The 16,826-nt window shown below is 64.0% G+C and carries 17 protein-coding genes; 4 read left to right on the forward strand and 13 right to left on the reverse strand.

Features of this window, described 5'->3' with window-relative positions; translation table 11 throughout:
- Positions 1 to 51: 51 nt before the first annotated feature.
- From ACFC2Y_RS02005 to ACFC2Y_RS02025, 5 genes are all read right to left on the reverse strand, one after another.
- A complete protein-coding gene (locus ACFC2Y_RS02005; protein ID WP_375173383.1) occupies positions 52 to 3,033 on the reverse strand; it encodes a hypothetical protein in 2,982 nt (993 codons plus the stop codon).
- A gap of 102 nt (positions 3,034 to 3,135) precedes the next feature.
- Positions 3,136 to 3,927 (reverse strand): hypothetical protein, encoded by a 792-nt coding sequence (locus ACFC2Y_RS02010; RefSeq protein WP_375173384.1) that lies wholly within the window; start codon positions 3,925 to 3,927, stop codon positions 3,136 to 3,138.
- Between the two features lie 395 nt (positions 3,928 to 4,322).
- Complete coding sequence (locus ACFC2Y_RS02015) at positions 4,323 to 4,511, reverse strand: helix-turn-helix transcriptional regulator (RefSeq protein ID WP_375173385.1); 189 nt, start codon at positions 4,509 to 4,511, stop codon at positions 4,323 to 4,325.
- 41 nt (positions 4,512 to 4,552) lie between these two features.
- Positions 4,553 to 5,188 (reverse strand): hypothetical protein, encoded by a 636-nt coding sequence (locus ACFC2Y_RS02020; protein ID WP_375173386.1) that lies wholly within the window; start codon positions 5,186 to 5,188, stop codon positions 4,553 to 4,555.
- On the reverse strand, positions 5,185 to 6,369 hold the full coding sequence (locus tag ACFC2Y_RS02025; protein ID WP_375173387.1) for a tyrosine-type recombinase/integrase: 1,185 nt from the start codon (positions 6,367 to 6,369) through the stop codon (positions 5,185 to 5,187). The genes ACFC2Y_RS02020 and ACFC2Y_RS02025 overlap by 4 nt, the downstream gene beginning before the upstream one ends.
- Positions 6,370 to 6,789: 420 nt before the next feature.
- Between ACFC2Y_RS02025 and ACFC2Y_RS02030 the strand changes: the two genes are divergently transcribed.
- Both ACFC2Y_RS02030 and ACFC2Y_RS02035 read left to right on the forward strand, forming a co-directional pair.
- On the forward strand, positions 6,790 to 7,734 hold the full coding sequence (locus ACFC2Y_RS02030; protein ID WP_375173388.1) for an alpha/beta hydrolase: 945 nt from the start codon (positions 6,790 to 6,792) through the stop codon (positions 7,732 to 7,734).
- A 30-nt stretch (positions 7,735 to 7,764) separates the two neighbouring features.
- Positions 7,765 to 8,382, forward strand: a complete 618-nt coding sequence (locus ACFC2Y_RS02035; protein WP_375173389.1) for a hypothetical protein — start codon at positions 7,765 to 7,767, stop codon at positions 8,380 to 8,382.
- A gap of 59 nt (positions 8,383 to 8,441) precedes the next feature.
- Here ACFC2Y_RS02035 and ACFC2Y_RS02040 read toward each other — a convergent pair whose 3' ends face one another.
- From ACFC2Y_RS02040 to ACFC2Y_RS02055, 4 genes are all read right to left on the reverse strand, one after another.
- Positions 8,442 to 9,545 carry a GGDEF domain-containing protein gene (locus tag ACFC2Y_RS02040; protein ID WP_375173390.1) on the reverse strand — a complete coding sequence of 368 codons (1,104 nt, stop codon included), beginning with the start codon at positions 9,543 to 9,545 and terminating at the stop codon, positions 8,442 to 8,444.
- Positions 9,542 to 10,117: a heme NO-binding domain-containing protein gene (locus tag ACFC2Y_RS02045; RefSeq protein ID WP_375173391.1), complete on the reverse strand. Its 576-nt coding sequence runs from the start codon at positions 10,115 to 10,117 to the stop codon at positions 9,542 to 9,544. The genes ACFC2Y_RS02040 and ACFC2Y_RS02045 overlap by 4 nt, the downstream gene beginning before the upstream one ends.
- Positions 10,118 to 10,238: 121 nt before the next feature.
- Positions 10,239 to 11,798, reverse strand: coding sequence for a trimethylamine methyltransferase family protein (locus ACFC2Y_RS02050; protein ID WP_375173392.1), 1,560 nt, complete (start codon positions 11,796 to 11,798; stop codon positions 10,239 to 10,241).
- Positions 11,799 to 11,887: 89 nt separating this feature from the next.
- Positions 11,888 to 12,595 (reverse strand): HAD family hydrolase, encoded by a 708-nt coding sequence (locus ACFC2Y_RS02055; protein WP_375173393.1) that lies wholly within the window; start codon positions 12,593 to 12,595, stop codon positions 11,888 to 11,890.
- An 85-nt stretch (positions 12,596 to 12,680) separates the two neighbouring features.
- Here ACFC2Y_RS02055 and ACFC2Y_RS02060 point away from each other — a divergent pair, with 85 nt between their 5' ends.
- The gene (locus ACFC2Y_RS02060) at positions 12,681 to 13,151 is read left to right on the forward strand and encodes a MarR family winged helix-turn-helix transcriptional regulator (protein ID WP_375173394.1); all 471 of its coding nucleotides are present in this window, start codon (positions 12,681 to 12,683) and stop codon (positions 13,149 to 13,151) included.
- A 14-nt stretch (positions 13,152 to 13,165) separates the two neighbouring features.
- Here the strand turns inward: ACFC2Y_RS02060 and ACFC2Y_RS02065 are convergent, their stop codons facing one another.
- The gene (locus ACFC2Y_RS02065; protein WP_375173738.1) at positions 13,166 to 13,444 is read right to left on the reverse strand and encodes a DUF3572 domain-containing protein; all 279 of its coding nucleotides are present in this window, start codon (positions 13,442 to 13,444) and stop codon (positions 13,166 to 13,168) included.
- 132 nt (positions 13,445 to 13,576) lie between these two features.
- Here ACFC2Y_RS02065 and ACFC2Y_RS02070 point away from each other — a divergent pair, with 132 nt between their 5' ends.
- Positions 13,577 to 15,022, forward strand: coding sequence for a diguanylate cyclase (locus tag ACFC2Y_RS02070; protein WP_375173395.1), 1,446 nt, complete (start codon positions 13,577 to 13,579; stop codon positions 15,020 to 15,022).
- 214 nt (positions 15,023 to 15,236) lie between these two features.
- On the opposite strand, the gene ACFC2Y_RS02075 is transcribed toward ACFC2Y_RS02070, so the two are convergent.
- From ACFC2Y_RS02075 to ACFC2Y_RS02085, 3 genes are read right to left on the reverse strand one after another with little or no spacing between them, the layout of a single operon-like run.
- Complete coding sequence (locus ACFC2Y_RS02075; protein ID WP_375173396.1) at positions 15,237 to 15,794, reverse strand: periplasmic heavy metal sensor; 558 nt, start codon at positions 15,792 to 15,794, stop codon at positions 15,237 to 15,239.
- Positions 15,791 to 16,180 (reverse strand): hypothetical protein, encoded by a 390-nt coding sequence (locus ACFC2Y_RS02080; RefSeq protein WP_375173397.1) that lies wholly within the window; start codon positions 16,178 to 16,180, stop codon positions 15,791 to 15,793. The genes ACFC2Y_RS02075 and ACFC2Y_RS02080 overlap by 4 nt, the downstream gene beginning before the upstream one ends.
- Entirely contained in the window at positions 16,173 to 16,769 is a 597-nt protein-coding gene (locus ACFC2Y_RS02085; protein WP_375173398.1) for an RNA polymerase sigma factor, read from the reverse strand. Before ACFC2Y_RS02085 ends, ACFC2Y_RS02080 begins: the two co-directional genes overlap by 8 nt.
- Positions 16,770 to 16,826: the final 57 nt, after the last annotated feature.

A 16,826-nucleotide genomic window follows, 5' to 3' on the forward strand; every position in this document is an offset into this window, starting at 1 on the left:
GGCTGACGTGAAATGTGCCGCCGCTTGGTTGCGAGGACCAAGCGGCGGTTTTCATTTGTCGATGCCGAGTTCTGCGGCCATCGCCTCTTCGATCTTGTGCGTGGTGCCGAGGAGCCACCACAGGTTATTGCCCGGGACCGCACGCGAGAGGCGGTCAATGTCTCGCCGGGTCATCTTGCCGGTGCCAGACGCCTGACGGGACGCAGAGTTGATAGCTTCGAAGACCCCCATCGTGATCCCGACAGACGGGCCCAGCAGTCCTTCCGCCGCGTATTTGGCGCCATAGCGGGACACGACCTCGCCCGAGGGTGACAGGGTGCCCCCAGTTGCGGCGTTGATCGGGGCGTGAAGTTCCAAAAGCCAGCCTGATATGCCGGATCGATCCAGCGCGTCTTCCCATAGGGCCACACCCTTCTTTCGCTCCCGGCCGCGGAAATCTGCCTGAATGTTTGACACCAGGACGCCGAGGGTCAGCATGGTGACGATCGAGGCCAGCTTGTCCGCGTCTGGACCCTGAAGGCCTGCCAAAACGATCCTGTGATGAGCGGACCAGGCAAAAGACTTGAACTGGAAAAAGAACTTGCCCGCCTCGCTTGAGAACGTGAGCGGTTTGTCTTGGCCGGGGGTGATCACCATCAGGTCGAATTCGCGGGTCATTGCATGGTGAAACGCGGTGAAGGCTTCCTGATCATCCCAGAGCCCCGCGCGCGGTAGCCAGAGGTTCTTATCTTGGTCGCCGTGTTTGGTAACTTGTTTGGCGATCCTCTCAGCCATCCACGGTTCGATGCCGTTGGCGGCCAGGCGCCGGATCTGGCTCTTGGTCGCCTTGCCGTTGGCGACTGCCTCAGCGGCTTTGGCCATGCGCGACGAGACGAAGGCGCCGCCTACCGTCTTCCAACCGGCATTCCAGGGGATGACACCTGACACGATCGAGAAGCTGCGACCGATCTCGCCAACCATGCGCTCGGTCCGTGTCATCGATGAGAATGGATCGGAGAGGTTCGCGATCTCCATGGCTCGGGTGTTCAGATACCATTCGGCGGCCGCGCCAAGGTCAGCGGCGTCCTTCAGCGCGATCCCGAAACGTTTAGGGTCAGTCACTATCGAATGAGCCCCGAAGGCGGCCTCAAGGCCGGAGCGCCCCACCAGTGTCCCCAGATCGGGCAGAGCGGAAAGCATGAAGCCGCCCAGGGACGATGCATAGGTCAAAGTTCGAGCGACACGGCTTCCGACAACCCACACATCACGAGGATTGTCCGGCAAGCGGTAGACGCCGCGGATACGATCTTTCATGGCCTTCAGATCACGGCGGCCGCTCTTCGCTTCTCGCGCGATGGCCTGCCGCTTCTTGTCGGAGGTCGCTTTGGCGAGTTGTTCGGCTTCCTCGGCGTCGATCCGGCGAAAAGCCTCGGTCATGTCCAGATCCCCGAAGGCCCGGATAATCTCGATGTCTGGCACCATTGTTTCGAAGTATCGGCTCGCCACCACCCGAATATCGGGCTCAAGCCAAGGCTCCAACAATTCGTCCGGAACGTCTAATACGCGTGCTCTGGTCGGTTTCGCAGTCGTCACTTGCCATGCAGACTCGCCAGGGCGCAGACCCTTGATTGCGGCGACTGTCTCGCGCACGTCTGTTTCGAGCTCGTTCGAAGGACGATCCGGGTGCTTTCGAGCAAAGTGCTCCAGCAAAGTTTTCACGAGGTCATTTTCTGTTCCATCGCCGAAGTGAGCGTTGATCTTCTCGACGCGATAGATGCGCGTCAGGTAGGAGCCCGCGTCCGTTTCGGTCAGCGAGGTCTTGAAGAGTCCCAACTCCTCCGCATCCCGCCGCACTTTCTCGAACAGGTCGCGCCGGATCGCCTCTGCAGCGTTCTGAACTTGCGGGATCGGGTGCTTGTCTCCGCGGCGCATCGCCTTGGCCACTTCCTCGGAGAATTCACCAATGTTGAGTTTCTGGTCCCGGCCGACCAGATGCCCCCATTTGCCAGTGACCGGGGCCGTGAAGGTTCCGATCATGCCGACCGGCCCGTCACGGTCATATTCACCATAGAACCGGCTCAGATTGGCCAGGCTTCCGGCGAGCTCGGTCTGGCGTCGGGCTTTTACGCGGGTTTCTACAGGCACAAAGCCACGAAGTGCCGTTTTGCCTGCCTCCCCTGCCTCAAGCTCAAGGACGGGCTCAGCGAGGCTGGAAACCGTCTCCCTGACGGTGCGAAAATCCGACATCATCGTCCGGACAAGCGGATCGGAGCCGAGTAACGCCCGTCCGATGCCTGGAACCGACTGGACAGCACGCAAAACGCCTTCACGCCGGAGCTTCAGATCCGTGCCACTTTCTGCGGCGCTCAGGGACCGAAGTCCGCGGTCGAGGTCATGAGTAGCGGGCAGTACGCGCTCGATCTGGGCCGCTGTTTTCGCGAATTCGCGGTTCGCCATCTTGCCGGCCGCAACCCCCAGCACGCCGCCCAGGACAAACGACCCACCAACCGCGAATGCGCTCTCCTCAACGGGCCGGACCTGTTGCGTGGCCTGAAGCCCCATCTCATCGATTAGGGCAGCCGAAGCGGCGGCGGTTCCAACCGACAGCCCGGTGCGAGCGATTGAAACGCCCTTCGCGCCTTTCACAAGGGCCCCGCCGGGCAGAAGGGAGGTTGGCGAAAGAAGGCCCGCCGCCATTTCGGAAAGAAACCCCATAGTCCCGGCGGACGCGACGGTCTTTCGATCTTCGAGCTCCCGATCGAGCTGCAATTTCATTGTTGCAACGTCGATCGCATCACGGGCCCCGGTAAACCGTTCAGCGTAAGGTTCGTATTCGGTCCCCTGGATGTCATCCCAAGGGCGATAGTCAGGATCGAAGGGTTTCGAGGCGTCCTCGAAGGCCTTGTTCGACAGCAGCGACACCACCGGATTCTCCAGCCGGAACGCGGCACCGAGCACTTGGGAAATCGTCACTTCCTTGTTCTGCGGTGTCAGGTCCAGACCTTCCGGAAGACCAAGCGGCGCATAGATTTCGTAATCGTCGATGAAGGGCATAGCTTTTCTCCTGATCCTGTGGTCAGCCCAAGCTTGGAACGATCGTAGGATTGGGGCCATGCACTGATGCCCAACGACTTCCGCCCTTCCAGCCCTCTGCCATCAGACCACCCTCCCCGTTCCCTGGGCGGCCAGCACCCTCTGGGCATAGGTCATCGGACGGTCAGGCTCGCGTTCGACCTGGTCGAAATCTTTCCAGCCTTTGTCGTCCAACCAAGTTTTCGGATGCGGAATCCACCTTGTTTCAGTCCGATCTCGCCTGACTTTCTCAGCGTATCGCTTTGCGCCTGCCAAGATCGTTGCTGCATCTGCGATCTTGAGCGCACGCTTGTAATTCCTCTTCGCCGGTTCTGGACCGACCTTTCGTGGATATGCTTCCCAGAACTCCCGGAATCCCTCTTCGATCTGAACCAACGTTTCCTCTTGAATCTGATCTTCTGAGTCTGCTGAGAGACCATCCCCCTCTGGGGGTATGGGGGAATGGTTATTATCGTTGTTTTCATCTGGTATAGGTCGGCGATTTTCGACCAATCGATTGGCGATTTCTGACCGATCCATTGGAGATTTTTCGCCAATGGCGTCGCGTACCCAGTCAGCGCTTTCAGGGACCGAGTACCAACTCGTCTTGTCGTAGTTCGCGCGATTGTATTCGCCACGCATCACAAGTTCGGATGCCACCAATTTCTCGATAGCAGTCCGCACCTGGCTGTCGGAGAAGTATGGAAATAACTCGCAAAGATCCGTTCTGCTGGCGAAATACCACGCGCGGCCATCTCGAATGTTTCTCCCTTGCTTCGCATTCTTGGAGCACCAGAATTTGAAGTTTTCGTAGATCACCGCCGCGTTCACACCCACTTTCTTGGCTATCTCGGGCTCGAAACGATGCTTGGCCATTACGGGTGACCTCCGGGGCCCATACTCACTCCCAAGCCCTCGCGACTGGCGCTGTCAGAACGACAACGACCCGCCCACGAGAATCTGGCTTGGATGCTGACAAGGGCGCGCCGCGGGCTTGCAGGGATCGGACGGTTTGAAGCTCCTCCGGAGTGACGGTCCATCCGTGCCAACCGGTTCGGCAGATCCGATCGATTAGGTCCGCTTCGCTCTGAGTTATCGTGAACGGCACGAAATCATCGCCGATCATCGCTTCGACGTTGAAGGTTTTTTCTCGCTCAAGGCGCTGATATTCTGACATTAATCCTGGCTCTTTTCAGGCCGGATAGACAGTGCTATTCTCGCGTTGGCCCCGCAAGAATTGAGCCCCGTCGGTAATCCGGCGGGGTTTCTTGTTAGGCAACGTCGTTGGAATAGATCGCCTCAATGTCGGCGCGGCGCCAGCGGGTCGATCCGCCAATCTTGATCGGTTTTGGCAGGTCTCCAACTTTAGACCACCGCCACACCGTCGAAACACCACAATTAAAGTATGCGGCGACATCCTGGACGCTCATGAAGGCCGGCGAAATCGGTTTTTTCGTCATCTGGTCATCCTTGATTTCTCATCAGGTGCCAGAACTGTCTCTCAACGGTTCAGATCATTCGTCGGAAAAGCAGGAGAAAGAAAGTCCGATGCTTCCTCTTCACTGAAGCCGACGGCCTTCAGCTTTTCTTTCCGTTGTTTCCATATTTTTTGCTGCGTGTGAATTGTCCGCTCGCTGTGCGGACTGTACTTCCTGACCTCTGCCATGAAGTGCATAGCCGCACTGGATCCTGGGTTTGTCTTGCTCTCCACTCCCTCTGTAGGGTGCGGGAACAGTTCTTCGGCCACCACAACTCCCATAACGAAAATGGCGTCAAATGTTGCTTTCGGCCTTTTGCTTTTGGGCGGCTCCAACACCAGAAGCAGGGCAATTACTCTCCGGTAGTATGGCGGTAAATTTCCATTTCTTAGCAATGTGTTAGCCGCCATCCGCCTGGCGCGAAGAAAAAAGGTCCGGTCGATAGTTGCAAGATAAAATGGCAGCGACTGCCACAGAGTTATGCTGTCCGCCATGTCGCTGAAAAGTGCGTCATGACTTGGGCTTGGATCTTCCTTCTGGAGCTCAACCCAGGCGGCCAATTTCGCCAAGTCGCGAAAACTGCCTATCGCGTCGTCTTGGTTTTTGAGGTCGCTCAGTCGAAAAAGTCGGCGGAAAATCTCGCAGTATTCGTCTTTCACGCTCGCACCATCTGGATGACCGTACCCACTGAACCGGCTACATGCCGGCCCCATGCATCCATCAGAGCACGGCGGCGTTCAAAGAAGTCCGATCGCAGGTAGGCACCCTCAACACCGCGCACGACATGAGCAAGACAGGCTTCGGCGACTTGGCGGTCAGCGTGAGCGGACTCGGCCGCCCAGTCACGGAAAGTCGAACGGAATCCGTGCGCTGTGAGTCCGGTTCTGTCCATCCGATCGAACAACGGCCTGAAACAGTTCACGGACAGTTGGCGGCCGGAGGCGTCATTGTGCCGCTTTGGAGACGGAAAGATGAAGCCAAGATCCAATCCCTGCACACCCTGCAGGACTTGGATCGCTTCTTCCGAAAGCGGAACACGATGCTCCTCGCCTGTCTTCATGCGCAGAGCTGGGATCAACCATGTCTTTTCGCCAAAATCAATTTCATTCCAATTGGCGCCCCTTACCTCATTTGATCGAACACCGGTCAGGATGGCGAATTCTAGGCACCGGGCAGCTATCGCTTGCCGTGCGCGCAATTCTCTCACAAATTGGGGGACTTCGCGCCATGGCAACGCGGCGTGATGCTCGGTTCTTCTTTTGACTTTCGGAAGAGCCTTAATTAGCGCCCCATCGACTGGGTTGGCGTTCGCGAAATGGCCGTTGCCGATAGCCCAATCTAGAACGGCTCCGATCCGTTGCTTCACCCGCCGAGCGGTATCATGCTTTTCGACCCAGATCGGCGCCAAAACCTCCAAGATTTGTGATCGTTCGACCGCGTTCAGATCCATTTCGCCAATTTTGGGGAATACGTGATTTTCTAGCGAGTTGATCCAAATTATACCATGTTTTTCGCTGCGAAAGGTCTTCTTGATCGTGCCGTGGTAGGCTTCCGCAGCTTCGCGAAATGTCATGGAACGAGCATCGCGCAAAGCTTTCGGATCGCGTCCGGCCTTTGCTTCAGATCGTAGGCGCTGCGCCTCTTTCCGGGCGTCGCTCAGGCTAAGCGTAGCGACACCACCCAAGCCGATCTCGCGACGCGCCTTATCTCCCTTCACGCGGGTTCGAAGTATCCAGGACTTTGAACCCGAGGCCGACACAGACAAATAGAGTCCCGCACCATCGCCATGCATCCCCGGCTTCGTGATCGTGGCCACAGACCTGGCCGTCAGCTTTCCCATGTTCGCCCTTCCCCACCACTTTTCCCACCCCGAATGGTGGGATTGAGTGGAACTTCATGAAACGATCTGATACAAGAAGCATCGCCAATAGGCAAGCAAACAAGGCCAAACGGGATCACCTGAGACAAATGGGAACGCTACTGTGACAGACCTACGGGCTGCCATGGCGACCTTCCCCAGTCAGATTGTTTAACCTCCGTTCCCGGCGTCTGGCCATGGTTCGCGGTGCGTCGCCCCGGTGGTCACGGGAGACCGCAGCGCTGGATCTGTCTGCAATCGCCAATCCCTCATGATCCGCCGGCGGGCTTGGCGCCCAAGTGGGTCCCGCCCTCGGCTCAGGTCGGTGACAAAGTCGCTTTGAGCTTCTCTTGGCCGGGCGGATCGGTCACCTTGCCAGGACATGCGATGACGGAGGCCGACATGACAGACAGGCTCGACCCTTCGGCCCAGGCCGTGCTGGAGGCGATGCAGGAGGCGGATCTGCCACCGCTGGAGGGGATGTCCGCCAAGGATGCGCGGCAGGCGTTTCGCGAACGGCGGGGGCGGCGGCGACCGGAGTTGCCGGAGATTGCAGGTGTGGAGGACCGGTTGATGGCCCTGGACGGGCGGGATCTGGCGATCCGGATCTACCGACCGCTCGGGCCTGGCCCGCATCCGGTGATCGTCTATTTCCATGGCGGAGGCTGGGTTGTCGGCGATCTGGACACGCATGATACGCTTTGTCGGCTGCTCTGCGCCGCATCGGGCATGGGGGTGGTGGCGGTGGACTATCGGCTGGCGCCGGACGCCCCCTTTCCCACGGCGGCAGAGGATGCCGTGGCCGCCACGGAATGGGTCGCGCGGGAGGCGGCGGAGTTGGGTTTCGACCCCGGCTGGATCGGGGTGGCGGGGGACAGCGCGGGCGGTAATCTATCGGCAGTCGCGGCATTGGCGCTGCGCGGCGGGTCGGTGACACTCCGGGCGCAGGGGCTGATCTATCCGGCGGTCGACATGACGCTGGAGCATCCGTCCCACAGGGCGGCAAAGACGGACATCGTGCTGACCCATGCGGTGATGCGCTGGTTCCGCGATCACTATGTGCCGCGGTCGGAGAGCTGGCGGGACTGGCGCGCCTCCCCCCTGCATGCTGATGATCATGTCGGACTGCCCCCGGCCTTTGTGCTGACGGCAGGGTTCGATTCCCTGTCGGACGAGGGCCTTGCCTATGCCGTGCGGCTGCGCGACGCGGGCGTGTCGGTGGTGGAGCGGCCCTGGCCGGGGCAGTTCCATGGCTTCCTGTCGATGATCGGCCTGATCCCGGAGGCCTATGTGGCGACGGAGGAGCTGGGCCACTGGTTCCGCGATCTGGCGGCGCGGGGGCGTTGACCGGGCGGTCAGATCGCGCAAGTGTCAGTCATGGAATGTCTTTATTGTCAGCTCACCACCCGCCCCAATGCCTGGGCCGAGGTGGGACAGGCCGTCGCGGCGCTGCGGGACAGCGGTGACCTGCAGGCGGAGATCACGGCGGCCTTTGCCATACAGATCGGGCTGAGCATCAATACGGTGCCGGTCTTGATGCGCAGCCCGGATCGGGCCGTGCTGGAGGCGGGCGCGGTGGCGTTGGCCAGTCTTCCGGGCGTCACCGGGGTGACCTCCTGGCCGATGCGCGCCGTGTCGGAACGCGCGCTTGCGGCCCTGCGGCCGGAGGGCGGCGTTTATACCAACCGCTGGTTTCATGTCCGCGAGAGCGGCGTGGCGGAGTTCGAGGCCGACACGCTGACCGCCTGGGACGATTTCGAGGCCCGGACGGGGGCGGAGGTTGTGGGTCTTTGGTCCTGTGCGCCCAAGGATGGGGTGGTCATCTACCTGCTGATCGCGCGCTATGACAGCCTGGATGCCTGGGACAAATCGCGGTTCTTCAACCGGGGCGAGGATCAGCGCGATGCGGATTGGATGGAGAAGTTCCGTCGCCGCCGCGAGATGATGGTGGACAGTTCGGTCATCACGACGCGGTGCCTGTTCGGACCGTCGTGAGGGTACGCCCCGCGGGATGGTCCGGGCCTGTCTGACCCTTCGCAGGTGCGGGGCCCGCTTTACGGCGGTGTGCTTTGGCGGGGCATCGGCGTTTGCCCTGTCTGTTGCGGTCCAGACTGCACTTCGGGATGTAGAGGCTGGTCGCCCTTCACGTCCGCCTCCTTGACCAGAGCGCCCCGGGGCACCCCATGAAAGACATGCTGCCCTCGTCCTGCCCGTTTCGCCGCGTAGAGGGCGGCGTCCGCATCGGCCAGCATGCGCTGCACCTCCGGGTTCCGATACTCGGTGGAGAGCGTGGTGCCGAGCGAGGCGGAGATGCGGCAGGCGCGGTCCTGCCATGCGATCGGTTCCTCCAGACGGGCGATCAGGCGGCGGGCGACCTCCTCGATCCGGGGGCGGTCGCAGAGGTTGCGGAAAAGCAGGACAAATTCATCCCCGCCGACCCGGGCAACCACGTCGTCGTCGCGGGTTTCCTCCACCATGATGCGGGCGACCTGTTCCAGCACGTGGTCGCCTGCGGCATGGCCGAGCGTGTCATTGACCGCCTTGAAGAAATCGAGGTCGAGATGCGTCAGCGCGAAGTCCTGCCCCGCCGCGATCATCCTGTTCAGCACGTGGTCCAGCGCGCGGCGGTTCTTCAACCCGGTCAGGGTGTCGGTAAAGGCCTGTTCCTCCGCCGCGACCTTGGCGACATGAAGCTGGCGGGTCAGCTTGCGAGAGGCCTCCATCGCGGCAGATTTCGCCTCCACCAGAAACAGCATCTCGACCGTGGGGTCGGTCGCGGCGAAATCGGTGTTGGTCAGGGCATAGTCCCCCACGGCCTTGAGGATGGAAATGCCGAAGGCCAGATTGACGATGGCGCGGTCGCGTCCATAGGGCACCAGCACCGCCGACAGCACCGTGCGGGGGCTGTCGCGAAAGCGCAGCCGCAGGCGGACGCTTTGCCCGGCGGTGGCGCGCAGGCCTGCCATGTCGCGGATGCCGCGCGGCTGGAGCAGTTCGAAGACCTCCAGAAACGGGCGGCCGGGCAGGACCAGGGCCGGGCGCAGTTTGGCGAGCGTCGGACCCGCATGGCTGACCCGCCCCTCTGCATCCAGCAGGCAATGCATAGGGCAGAGGGTGTCGAGCGCCGCGAGGATATCCGGCTGATCCCCCTCGGTCATCGTGCCCTGGCCCCGAGGTCGAATTGCCGCCCCTCGGCAAAGGCGGATTCGACCAGGGTGATCTCGATCTCCTCCCGCCCCTCACGAACACCACGGTGATCGAGCATCACCAGCGCCCCGTAATCGTCCGCCATGGCGCGCAGGATGCCGGTCATCACGTGGCCGAAGCCAGGCAGATCCCCCTCTACCGTCAGGATGTAGCGGCTACCCGGCAAGGAGCGCAGATCGAGCCGTGGCAGAACCAGATCCGACACCGCAAGACTGGCGCGCCCGGGCAGGTCAGAGAGGGAATGCAGGAAATCTTCGTAGCTGACCCCGGCGAAACGCAGCAGGCGGCGCAGTCGTTCGACATTGGGATCGGAGACGAGGTAGGTGCCGATGTCCTCCAACACCACGGACCGGGGGCGGTCCAGTTCGGCCGACAGGGCCTGCAGCACGGCCTCCCCCGTCTGATCGGGATAGCTGAGCATCGCCTCGAATTCCGCGACATCCAGACCGGCGCGACGGGTCACGGCCGACCAGAGCGGCGCGCCATAGGTGTCGCGCGCGAAACTCTGGATCGCTCTCATCATCAGGCCGTGCATGGCTGTCCCGTCTTGCCGCGTGGCGGGCAGTATCTGCCGCAGGGCTTAACAAGGTGACAACAATCGCAATTGTCGGCAGTTTCCCGGAAGGAAATAGGCGGGAAATCGGTCAGAAGTCCGTCGGGGCCCCGCCCTCCGCCTTGCGACGCGTGACAAAATCGGCCAGTTCCTCCCGGATCGCCGCGTCCATCGGCGGCTCAGTATAATCCTCCAGGATCCGCTTGTAGAGCAGATGCGCCCGTTCGGCGGTCCAGACGCCTCCCTGCGCCTGCCAGCCCTCGAAGTTGCGCCAGTCCGACAGGTTGGGCTGCCAGAAGGCTTCGGCATAGCGCTCCTGCGTGTGGTCGATGCCGAAGAAATGGCCCTCGTGCCGGACCTCCGCCATGGCCTCATAGGCCAGATCGCCCGGATCGGTCCGCCAGATCACCGGATCGAAATAGCGCAGGATCTGGCCCAGCACCTCGCAATCCATGACGAATTTCTCGGGGCTGGCGATCAGCCCGCCCTCCAGCCAGCCGGCCGCGTGATAGACGATATGACTGCCGGACTGCACCGCGGCCCAGAGGGAGTTGGAGGTTTCCCACATCGCCTGCCCGTCCGGCACATTCGCGGCGCAGGCCCCGGAGGAGCGCATCGGCAACCCGTAGAAGCGGCACATCTGGCCGGTGATCTGGGTGGCGCGCATGTATTCCGGCGTGCCGAAGGCCGGGGCGCCGGATTTCATGTCGACGTTGGAGGTGAAGGTGCCGAAGGCGCAGGGCGCACCCGGCCTGATGTATTGCGCCAGCGCGATGGCCGAGAGCCCCTCCGCCAGGGATTGCGCCACCGCGCCGACCATGGTCACCGGCGCCATGGCCCCGGCCAAAGTGAAGGGCGAGACGATCAGCCCCTGCCCCCTACGCGCCATCCGCATCCAGCCGTCCAGCATCGGATAGTCATGCTTGAGGGGCGAGGTGGAGTTGATGTTGGTGAACATGCGGGGGCTGGCCTCGAAATCCTCATGGCTCAACCCGGCGGCGATGCGCACCATCTCCATCCCGTCTTCGATCCGCTCCTTGCCCAGGGCATAGGCGTGGGGCGCCTTGTCCGACAGGGTCAGCTTGTCGAAGATCGTATCGAGGTGGCGGGTCGAGGGGTGCAGGTCCACCGGCTCCACCGCATAGCCGCCGATGAAGTGGATGCAGTTGTAATACTGGGACAATTTGACGAAGCGGGAATGAAATTCCCTAGTGCCGGGCAGTTTGCGACCCAGTTCCAGATCCCAGTAGTTCGGCGGCGAGGAGACGTTGCCGAAGAGGATATGCTGGCCGCCAATGGTGATCTGTCGATCCGGGTTGCGCGGGGTGATCGTCCATTGTGCGGGGGCGTGGCCGATCATCTCCATCACGAAGTCGCGGTCCATGAAGACGATGTCGCCGTCCAGCCTGCAGCCCGCCTGTTTCAGGATCTCCCTGGCCTCGGGGTTGAGGAAGGCGACGCCGATCTCCTCCAGCACGCGCATGGCGGTGTCGTGGATGGCGGCGACCCCTTCGGGCGGCAGGGGTTCGGTCGGACGGTCGGGATTGACGGGCACCGTCCAGGGGGCTTGGTGAATGGCGGCGGGGCCGCGCCGGGCCGCGTGACCGGCCCGTCCGCCACTGCGCTTGCGTTTGCTGGTCTCGCTGGTCATCGCGCCCTCCGTTTGCCTAAGCAAAGGGCGGAGTTCGGCCGGGTTCTGGTCGGTTGGCGACAGATCGTGTCGCTTTCAGGCCGCGCGGATCACTGGGCCGGGACCGGCTCCGCCCCCAGCCAGTCAGGCAGATGGCCGACATGGGGCAGGACAGCGTCGGCATGGGGGGCCAGATCCGCCTGCCCGGCAAGGCCGGTCAGCACGGCGATCGTGACCATGCCGGCCGCGCGCCCCGCGATCAGATCATGGGTGCTGTCCCCGACCATGGCGACGCGGGCGGGATCCAGCCCCTCGTGATGCGAAAAGGCCAGCAGCGGGGTCGGCGCGGGCTTGGCCCCGTGGCCGCTGTCAAATCCGGCAATCCAGTGGAACCGGTCCAGGATATCCGCCGCCGCCAGATGGGCGCGGGCGGTGCTTTCGCTGTCGTTGGTCATCAGACCCAGGCGCAGGGACCGGGCCAGCAGGGTGTCCAGCAGGGGTGCCAGATCGGTCGGCGGCCGTTGCGGGGCCTGGGCCGCACGCAGGTTCATCAGTTGCTCCAGATCGTTCACCGACCGCCCCGGCAGGGCCCGGGCGACGCATTCCGCCGCCTCGCGCCCGGTGCCCGCGATGATCGGGCTCGTCGGGCGGAAGGCCGCGGTGGAGAGGTCGAAATCCGTGGTTTCCGCGATGCGCCGCGCGGTCTCCGCGTCTCCCTCGGACAGTTCGGCAATCAGGTCCAGCGCCCAGGAGTTCCAGGTCGCGCCGAAATCGAACAGCGTGCCGTCCTTGTCGAATATGATCCCGTCGAGTTGCATCCCGCCTCCGCCACCAATGTCGCCGGGACCTTGGACGAAGCGAAGTCCGCTTGACAAGCGTTAACGCCTGCGGCCCTCTCATTGCATGACAGACCAGAAGACCCAGCCCGACACCCCCTATCGCCTGCATGAATCGCTAGGCTACCACCTCTCGCTTGCGGCGCGACTGCAGGAGCGGCGGCTGGACGAAATGTTGCGGACGGTCGGGCTGAACCGCACCACATGGTGCATCCTTCTGGCGGTCGCCAATGAAGGGCTGGTGCAACCGTCGGATATCGCGGGATTTGTGGGGATCGACCGCACCGCGACCTCCCGTGCGCTGCGCGGCATGGAGGCGGCGGGCCTTCTGGCGCGGCAGTCCGGCAAGGAGGACAAACGCACGCGGCGGATCGTCCTGACCGAAAAGGGACGGCAGGCAGTGATCAAGGCGAGCCCTTTTGCGCGGGAAAACGGACGCCTTCTGGTGGCGCTGCTGGAGGATGGCGAGGTCGAAGAGTTGAAACGAATGCTGCGGGTGCTGATCGACGGCACGCCCGCTGCCCTGCCCGCGCTCTAGTCGCGGCACGGGGCTCAGGTCCAGCTGACCTCCTGCCCGCCGGGCAGACCGGCGCGGGCGCTGGCAATGGCCTCATAGGGCAACCCTTGCGCATCGCAGCACTGCATGACCCAATTGTCATCCATCAACAGGAAATCCAGGACGGCGCCCAGGAACTCCGGCTCGCCATAGCGGGCGCGCAGGTCGTCTTCGCCCAGGCCCGTCGCCCCCATGAAGACATCTCGCAGATCCTCATGCGCGATCAGCCAAGTCAGGCATTTCAAGGCCGTTGCCTCGGCCTCGCTGGCATTCATCATGGCTGGCTCCTGCTTTGCCGGTCGGCGGTCTTCTGCCCCTTTGTGGACCGGATAGTCCGACCGCAACGGTTTGTTAACCACTTTGGCCAAAACTCTGCCGCAGACAAGAGGCAGGAGGCCACCATACCGATGCACGGACGTGTTCTGATCGCAGATGACAGATTCGCGAGTCGCCTGATGCTGTCCGCCCTGTTCAGCGGGGCCTATTACGACGTGCTGCAGGTGGAAACGGCCGATGGCGCGCTGGAGGTGGCGCGACGGGACCGGCCCGGGCTGATCGTGATCTCCGACAGGCTGCCGGGCCGCGGCGCGGCGGGGCTGTGCGAGGCCCTGCGCCATGACCCCGCCACGGCAGAGACTGCGCGGATCGTCATGACCGATCTGCCCGATCCCGCCCGTACTGCCATGCTGATCCACGCCGGGGCGGAGGAGGTGATCGCGCGCAGCTGTCGTGACGACGAGGTGCTGGCGCGTGTTCGCAAGCTGGTGGATCACCGAGCACGGCTTTCGGCGCTGAACCTGCGGGACGGCCCGCAGGGAACGCAGCCGGGCCTGCGCGAACCGGCGGCGGAATTCGGGCGCATGGCGCAGATCGCCCTGATCGCGGCGGCAGAGACGGCGGAGCAGTGGGCGTCGCAGATAAGGGGCGCCGCCGATCCGGGCCTGCAGCTGCGCCTGACCTGCCTGCCTCCTGAAACGACGGCCTCGGCTGGCGGGGATGTGGTGATCGTCGACAGCCGGACCCTGGGCACGGATGGCACACTACGGGTCGTGGCGCGGATGGCGCGGCGCAGCGATCCGGCGCGGGGCCAGATCCTTGTCGCCATTCCGGAGGAAGACGCCGCCCTGGGCGTCCGGGCTCTGGACCTCGGGGCCGACAGCGTGATGACCCTGCCCCTGCATCCGGCGGAGGCGGTGGCGCGGATCACCCTTCTGCTGCGCCGGAAGGCCGAATTCACCAGCTTGCACGCCCGCTTGCGCAGCGGGCTGCGCTCTGCCGTGACCGACCCGCTGACCGGGCTTTACAACCGCCGCTACGTGCTGCCCCGGCTGGATGAGGTGATGCGTGACCTTTCGGGGGATCAACGGGCGGCGGCGGTGATCATGGCGGATCTGGATCACTTCAAGTGGATCAACGACACCTACGGGCACCCGGCCGGCGATGCGGTGCTGGCTGCCGTCGCGCGCAGCCTGAAACGCGCCGTCATGCCCCCGGGATTTGCGGCGAGGATGGGCGGGGAGGAGTTCCTCGTCGCCCTGCCCCGTTGCACGGCGGATGATGCCCTGACAGTGGCCCGGCGGATCGGCGCGGCCGTGGCGGCGACCCGCGTGGCTTTCCCCGGGGCGCCCGAAGAGGTGCGGGTGACGACCTCCGTCGGGGTGGCGTTGACCGATGCCTCGCAGCTTTCGCCGCAGCGCAGCCCGTCGGAGGAAACCGCAGCCCTGATGGCCCGGGCCGACCGGGCGCTCTACCGCGCGAAACAGGCGGGGCGAAACAGGGTGGTCAGCGATTTAGGACACTTGAACCTCGCGCCCGAAGTGCCGCCGCGGATGGTGTCCGGCATGGGCGGATAGCGGGGCAGCTCGGGGCATCAGGCGCAGTTGCCGGGCCGCGTGGTCCGGCCTCTCCGGCAATCTGGGCTATCGAGGAGCCGGGCCTGGGGCTGATCCAGCGGGCCCTGATCCGTCAGCATCCAGTCCTGACACGGCCCGTCACGACGACCCTGGCCCGTCGGGCCGACCCCGCGACACGCAGAGCGCATCGGTTGCCCCCCCGGCCCGCGCCCCCTCAGTCGTGGCGCGGTGCGTCGCGGTATCCGCCACGCGGCGGTTCACCCCCGGGCTTGCCCCCCGGTTTGCCATCGCGGAAATGCGGACCCCGTTTCAACCCCTCCTCCAGCCGGTCGGCAAAGGCCTGACGGTCCGCCGCCGACATCTCCGTCAGGCGTTGCAACAGCAGGGTCTGCCCCAGTTGCATCCGGCTTTGCGCCGCCGCACGCTGATTGGCGAAGGCCGCCTCGACCCGCGCCGGATCAAAGGGATCGGCGCGCAGGGCAGCGACAACCCCTTGGTATTGCGCCATGATTTCCTGCCGGGAGGGGCGGTTCTTGCGGTACTCCCGGCGCAGGGCCTTGCCGATCTCACGCCGGTCCTCGGGGGACAGGGCATAGGTCATCGGCGCTTCCATCCGGTCGACGCGCGGCACCCGGCCGTGCCGATCGTCGCGCAGCGCGTGCCCGATGATGGCCCCCGCCACGAGAAGGTTCAGACCAAGCGAGACAAGCAGCAGGATCCGCAGCCAGAGCGACATGCGCGTGGAGGGGGGAGTGGGGGTCGTACCGGTCATTGCGCCTCCGACAGATCGAGTGTGAGGGTGTAGCCCGGCAGGGGATCGACCAGATAGGTGTCCTCCTCCGCCGCGCCGGCAAGGGCACCGATGTCCACCGCGAGATTGACCAGACCGGCCGGGGGAACCGCCCCGATCCAGAGGCCCGCCACACCGGCGGTGGCGAGGCTGGCCATGGCGGGCCAGCCACCGATGGCCGCCATGATCTGCGCGATCAATCCGGGCCGGGGTCTGGCCGCGACCGGCGGGGTGGCGAACCCGGCCTGCACCTCCAGCGCCTGTGTGGTCATTCGCGACAGGGCCTCCGGCGACAGTTGCGGCGTGTCGCGACGTGCGGCGTCGAAGAAGGCGTCCAGCCCGTCCATGTCCTTGCGTTTCTCATTCATCGTCCTGATACCCCAGTTCTTCCCGTTTCCCCGTCAGCATGGCCGCCAATCCGCGTTTGCCACGTGCCACCAGGCTTTCGACCGCCTCGACCCCGATGGACATGATCTCAGCGATGTCCGGATTGGCCAAGCCATCGATATGGCGCAGGACAACGGCCTGCCGCTGCCGATCCGGCAGGGTGGCCAGCGCCTCCCGCAGGGCGGCGGCGCGGGCGGCCTCCTGCATCTGCGCCTCGGCGCCGGGCCGGTCGTCCTCCGGCTCCGGGATCGCGTCCAGCGTCAGATTGCCGCCGCGACGGCGGCGCATCCGATCCGTCGCCAGATTGGCCGTCACCCGGTAGAGCCAGGTGGTGACCTTTGCCTCGCCCTGCCGCCAGTCCGGGGCGATCTTCCACAGGCGGAGCAGCGCCTCCTGCGTCACGTCCTCGGCCTCCGCCGCATCGCCCAGCAGACGCCAGGCATGGGCATGGACGATCGGCGCCAGACGGGCGGTCAACACCCGCGCGGCAGCCGGATCGCCGCCGGCGTAGAGCACCAGGAGCGCGTCATCCTCCAGCTGAGTCAGATCGTCAAAGGGCATGTCCGTCATGTCCGGCGGGCGTATCCTGTTGCGGGCGACGCGTCCACTGCGCCGGGGCCCGATGTC

This window comes from Pseudooceanicola sp. (assembly GCF_041987405.1).
Classification (GTDB): Bacteria; Pseudomonadota; Alphaproteobacteria; order Rhodobacterales; family Rhodobacteraceae; genus Pseudooceanicola.

What these genes read in the sequence shown, in the direction of transcription:
- ACFC2Y_RS02045 (WP_375173391.1), bottom strand. Translation starts at nt 10,117, where the DNA reads ATGATGAGAGCGATCCAGAGTTTCGCGCGCGACACCTATGGCGCGCCG.
- ACFC2Y_RS02060 (WP_375173394.1), top strand. Translation starts at nt 12,681, where the DNA reads ATGACAGACCAGAAGACCCAGCCCGACACCCCCTATCGCCTGCATGAA.
- ACFC2Y_RS02005 (WP_375173383.1), bottom strand. Translation starts at nt 3,033, where the DNA reads ATGCCCTTCATCGACGATTACGAAATCTATGCGCCGCTTGGTCTTCCG.
- ACFC2Y_RS02050 (WP_375173392.1), bottom strand. Translation starts at nt 11,798, where the DNA reads ATGACCAGCGAGACCAGCAAACGCAAGCGCAGTGGCGGACGGGCCGGT.
- ACFC2Y_RS02065 (WP_375173738.1), bottom strand. Translation starts at nt 13,444, where the DNA reads ATGAATGCCAGCGAGGCCGAGGCAACGGCCTTGAAATGCCTGACTTGG.
- ACFC2Y_RS02070 (WP_375173395.1), top strand. Translation starts at nt 13,577, where the DNA reads ATGCACGGACGTGTTCTGATCGCAGATGACAGATTCGCGAGTCGCCTG.
- ACFC2Y_RS02040 (WP_375173390.1), bottom strand. Translation starts at nt 9,545, where the DNA reads ATGACCGAGGGGGATCAGCCGGATATCCTCGCGGCGCTCGACACCCTC.
- ACFC2Y_RS02085 (WP_375173398.1), bottom strand. Translation starts at nt 16,769, where the DNA reads ATGACGGACATGCCCTTTGACGATCTGACTCAGCTGGAGGATGACGCG.
- ACFC2Y_RS02075 (WP_375173396.1), bottom strand. Translation starts at nt 15,794, where the DNA reads ATGACCGGTACGACCCCCACTCCCCCCTCCACGCGCATGTCGCTCTGG.
- ACFC2Y_RS02010 (WP_375173384.1), bottom strand. Translation starts at nt 3,927, where the DNA reads ATGGCCAAGCATCGTTTCGAGCCCGAGATAGCCAAGAAAGTGGGTGTG.
- ACFC2Y_RS02030 (WP_375173388.1), top strand. Translation starts at nt 6,790, where the DNA reads ATGACAGACAGGCTCGACCCTTCGGCCCAGGCCGTGCTGGAGGCGATG.
- ACFC2Y_RS02055 (WP_375173393.1), bottom strand. Translation starts at nt 12,595, where the DNA reads ATGCAACTCGACGGGATCATATTCGACAAGGACGGCACGCTGTTCGAT.
- ACFC2Y_RS02080 (WP_375173397.1), bottom strand. Translation starts at nt 16,180, where the DNA reads ATGAATGAGAAACGCAAGGACATGGACGGGCTGGACGCCTTCTTCGAC.
- ACFC2Y_RS02025 (WP_375173387.1), bottom strand. Translation starts at nt 6,369, where the DNA reads ATGGGAAAGCTGACGGCCAGGTCTGTGGCCACGATCACGAAGCCGGGG.
- ACFC2Y_RS02035 (WP_375173389.1), top strand. Translation starts at nt 7,765, where the DNA reads ATGGAATGTCTTTATTGTCAGCTCACCACCCGCCCCAATGCCTGGGCC.
- ACFC2Y_RS02015 (WP_375173385.1), bottom strand. Translation starts at nt 4,511, where the DNA reads ATGACGAAAAAACCGATTTCGCCGGCCTTCATGAGCGTCCAGGATGTC.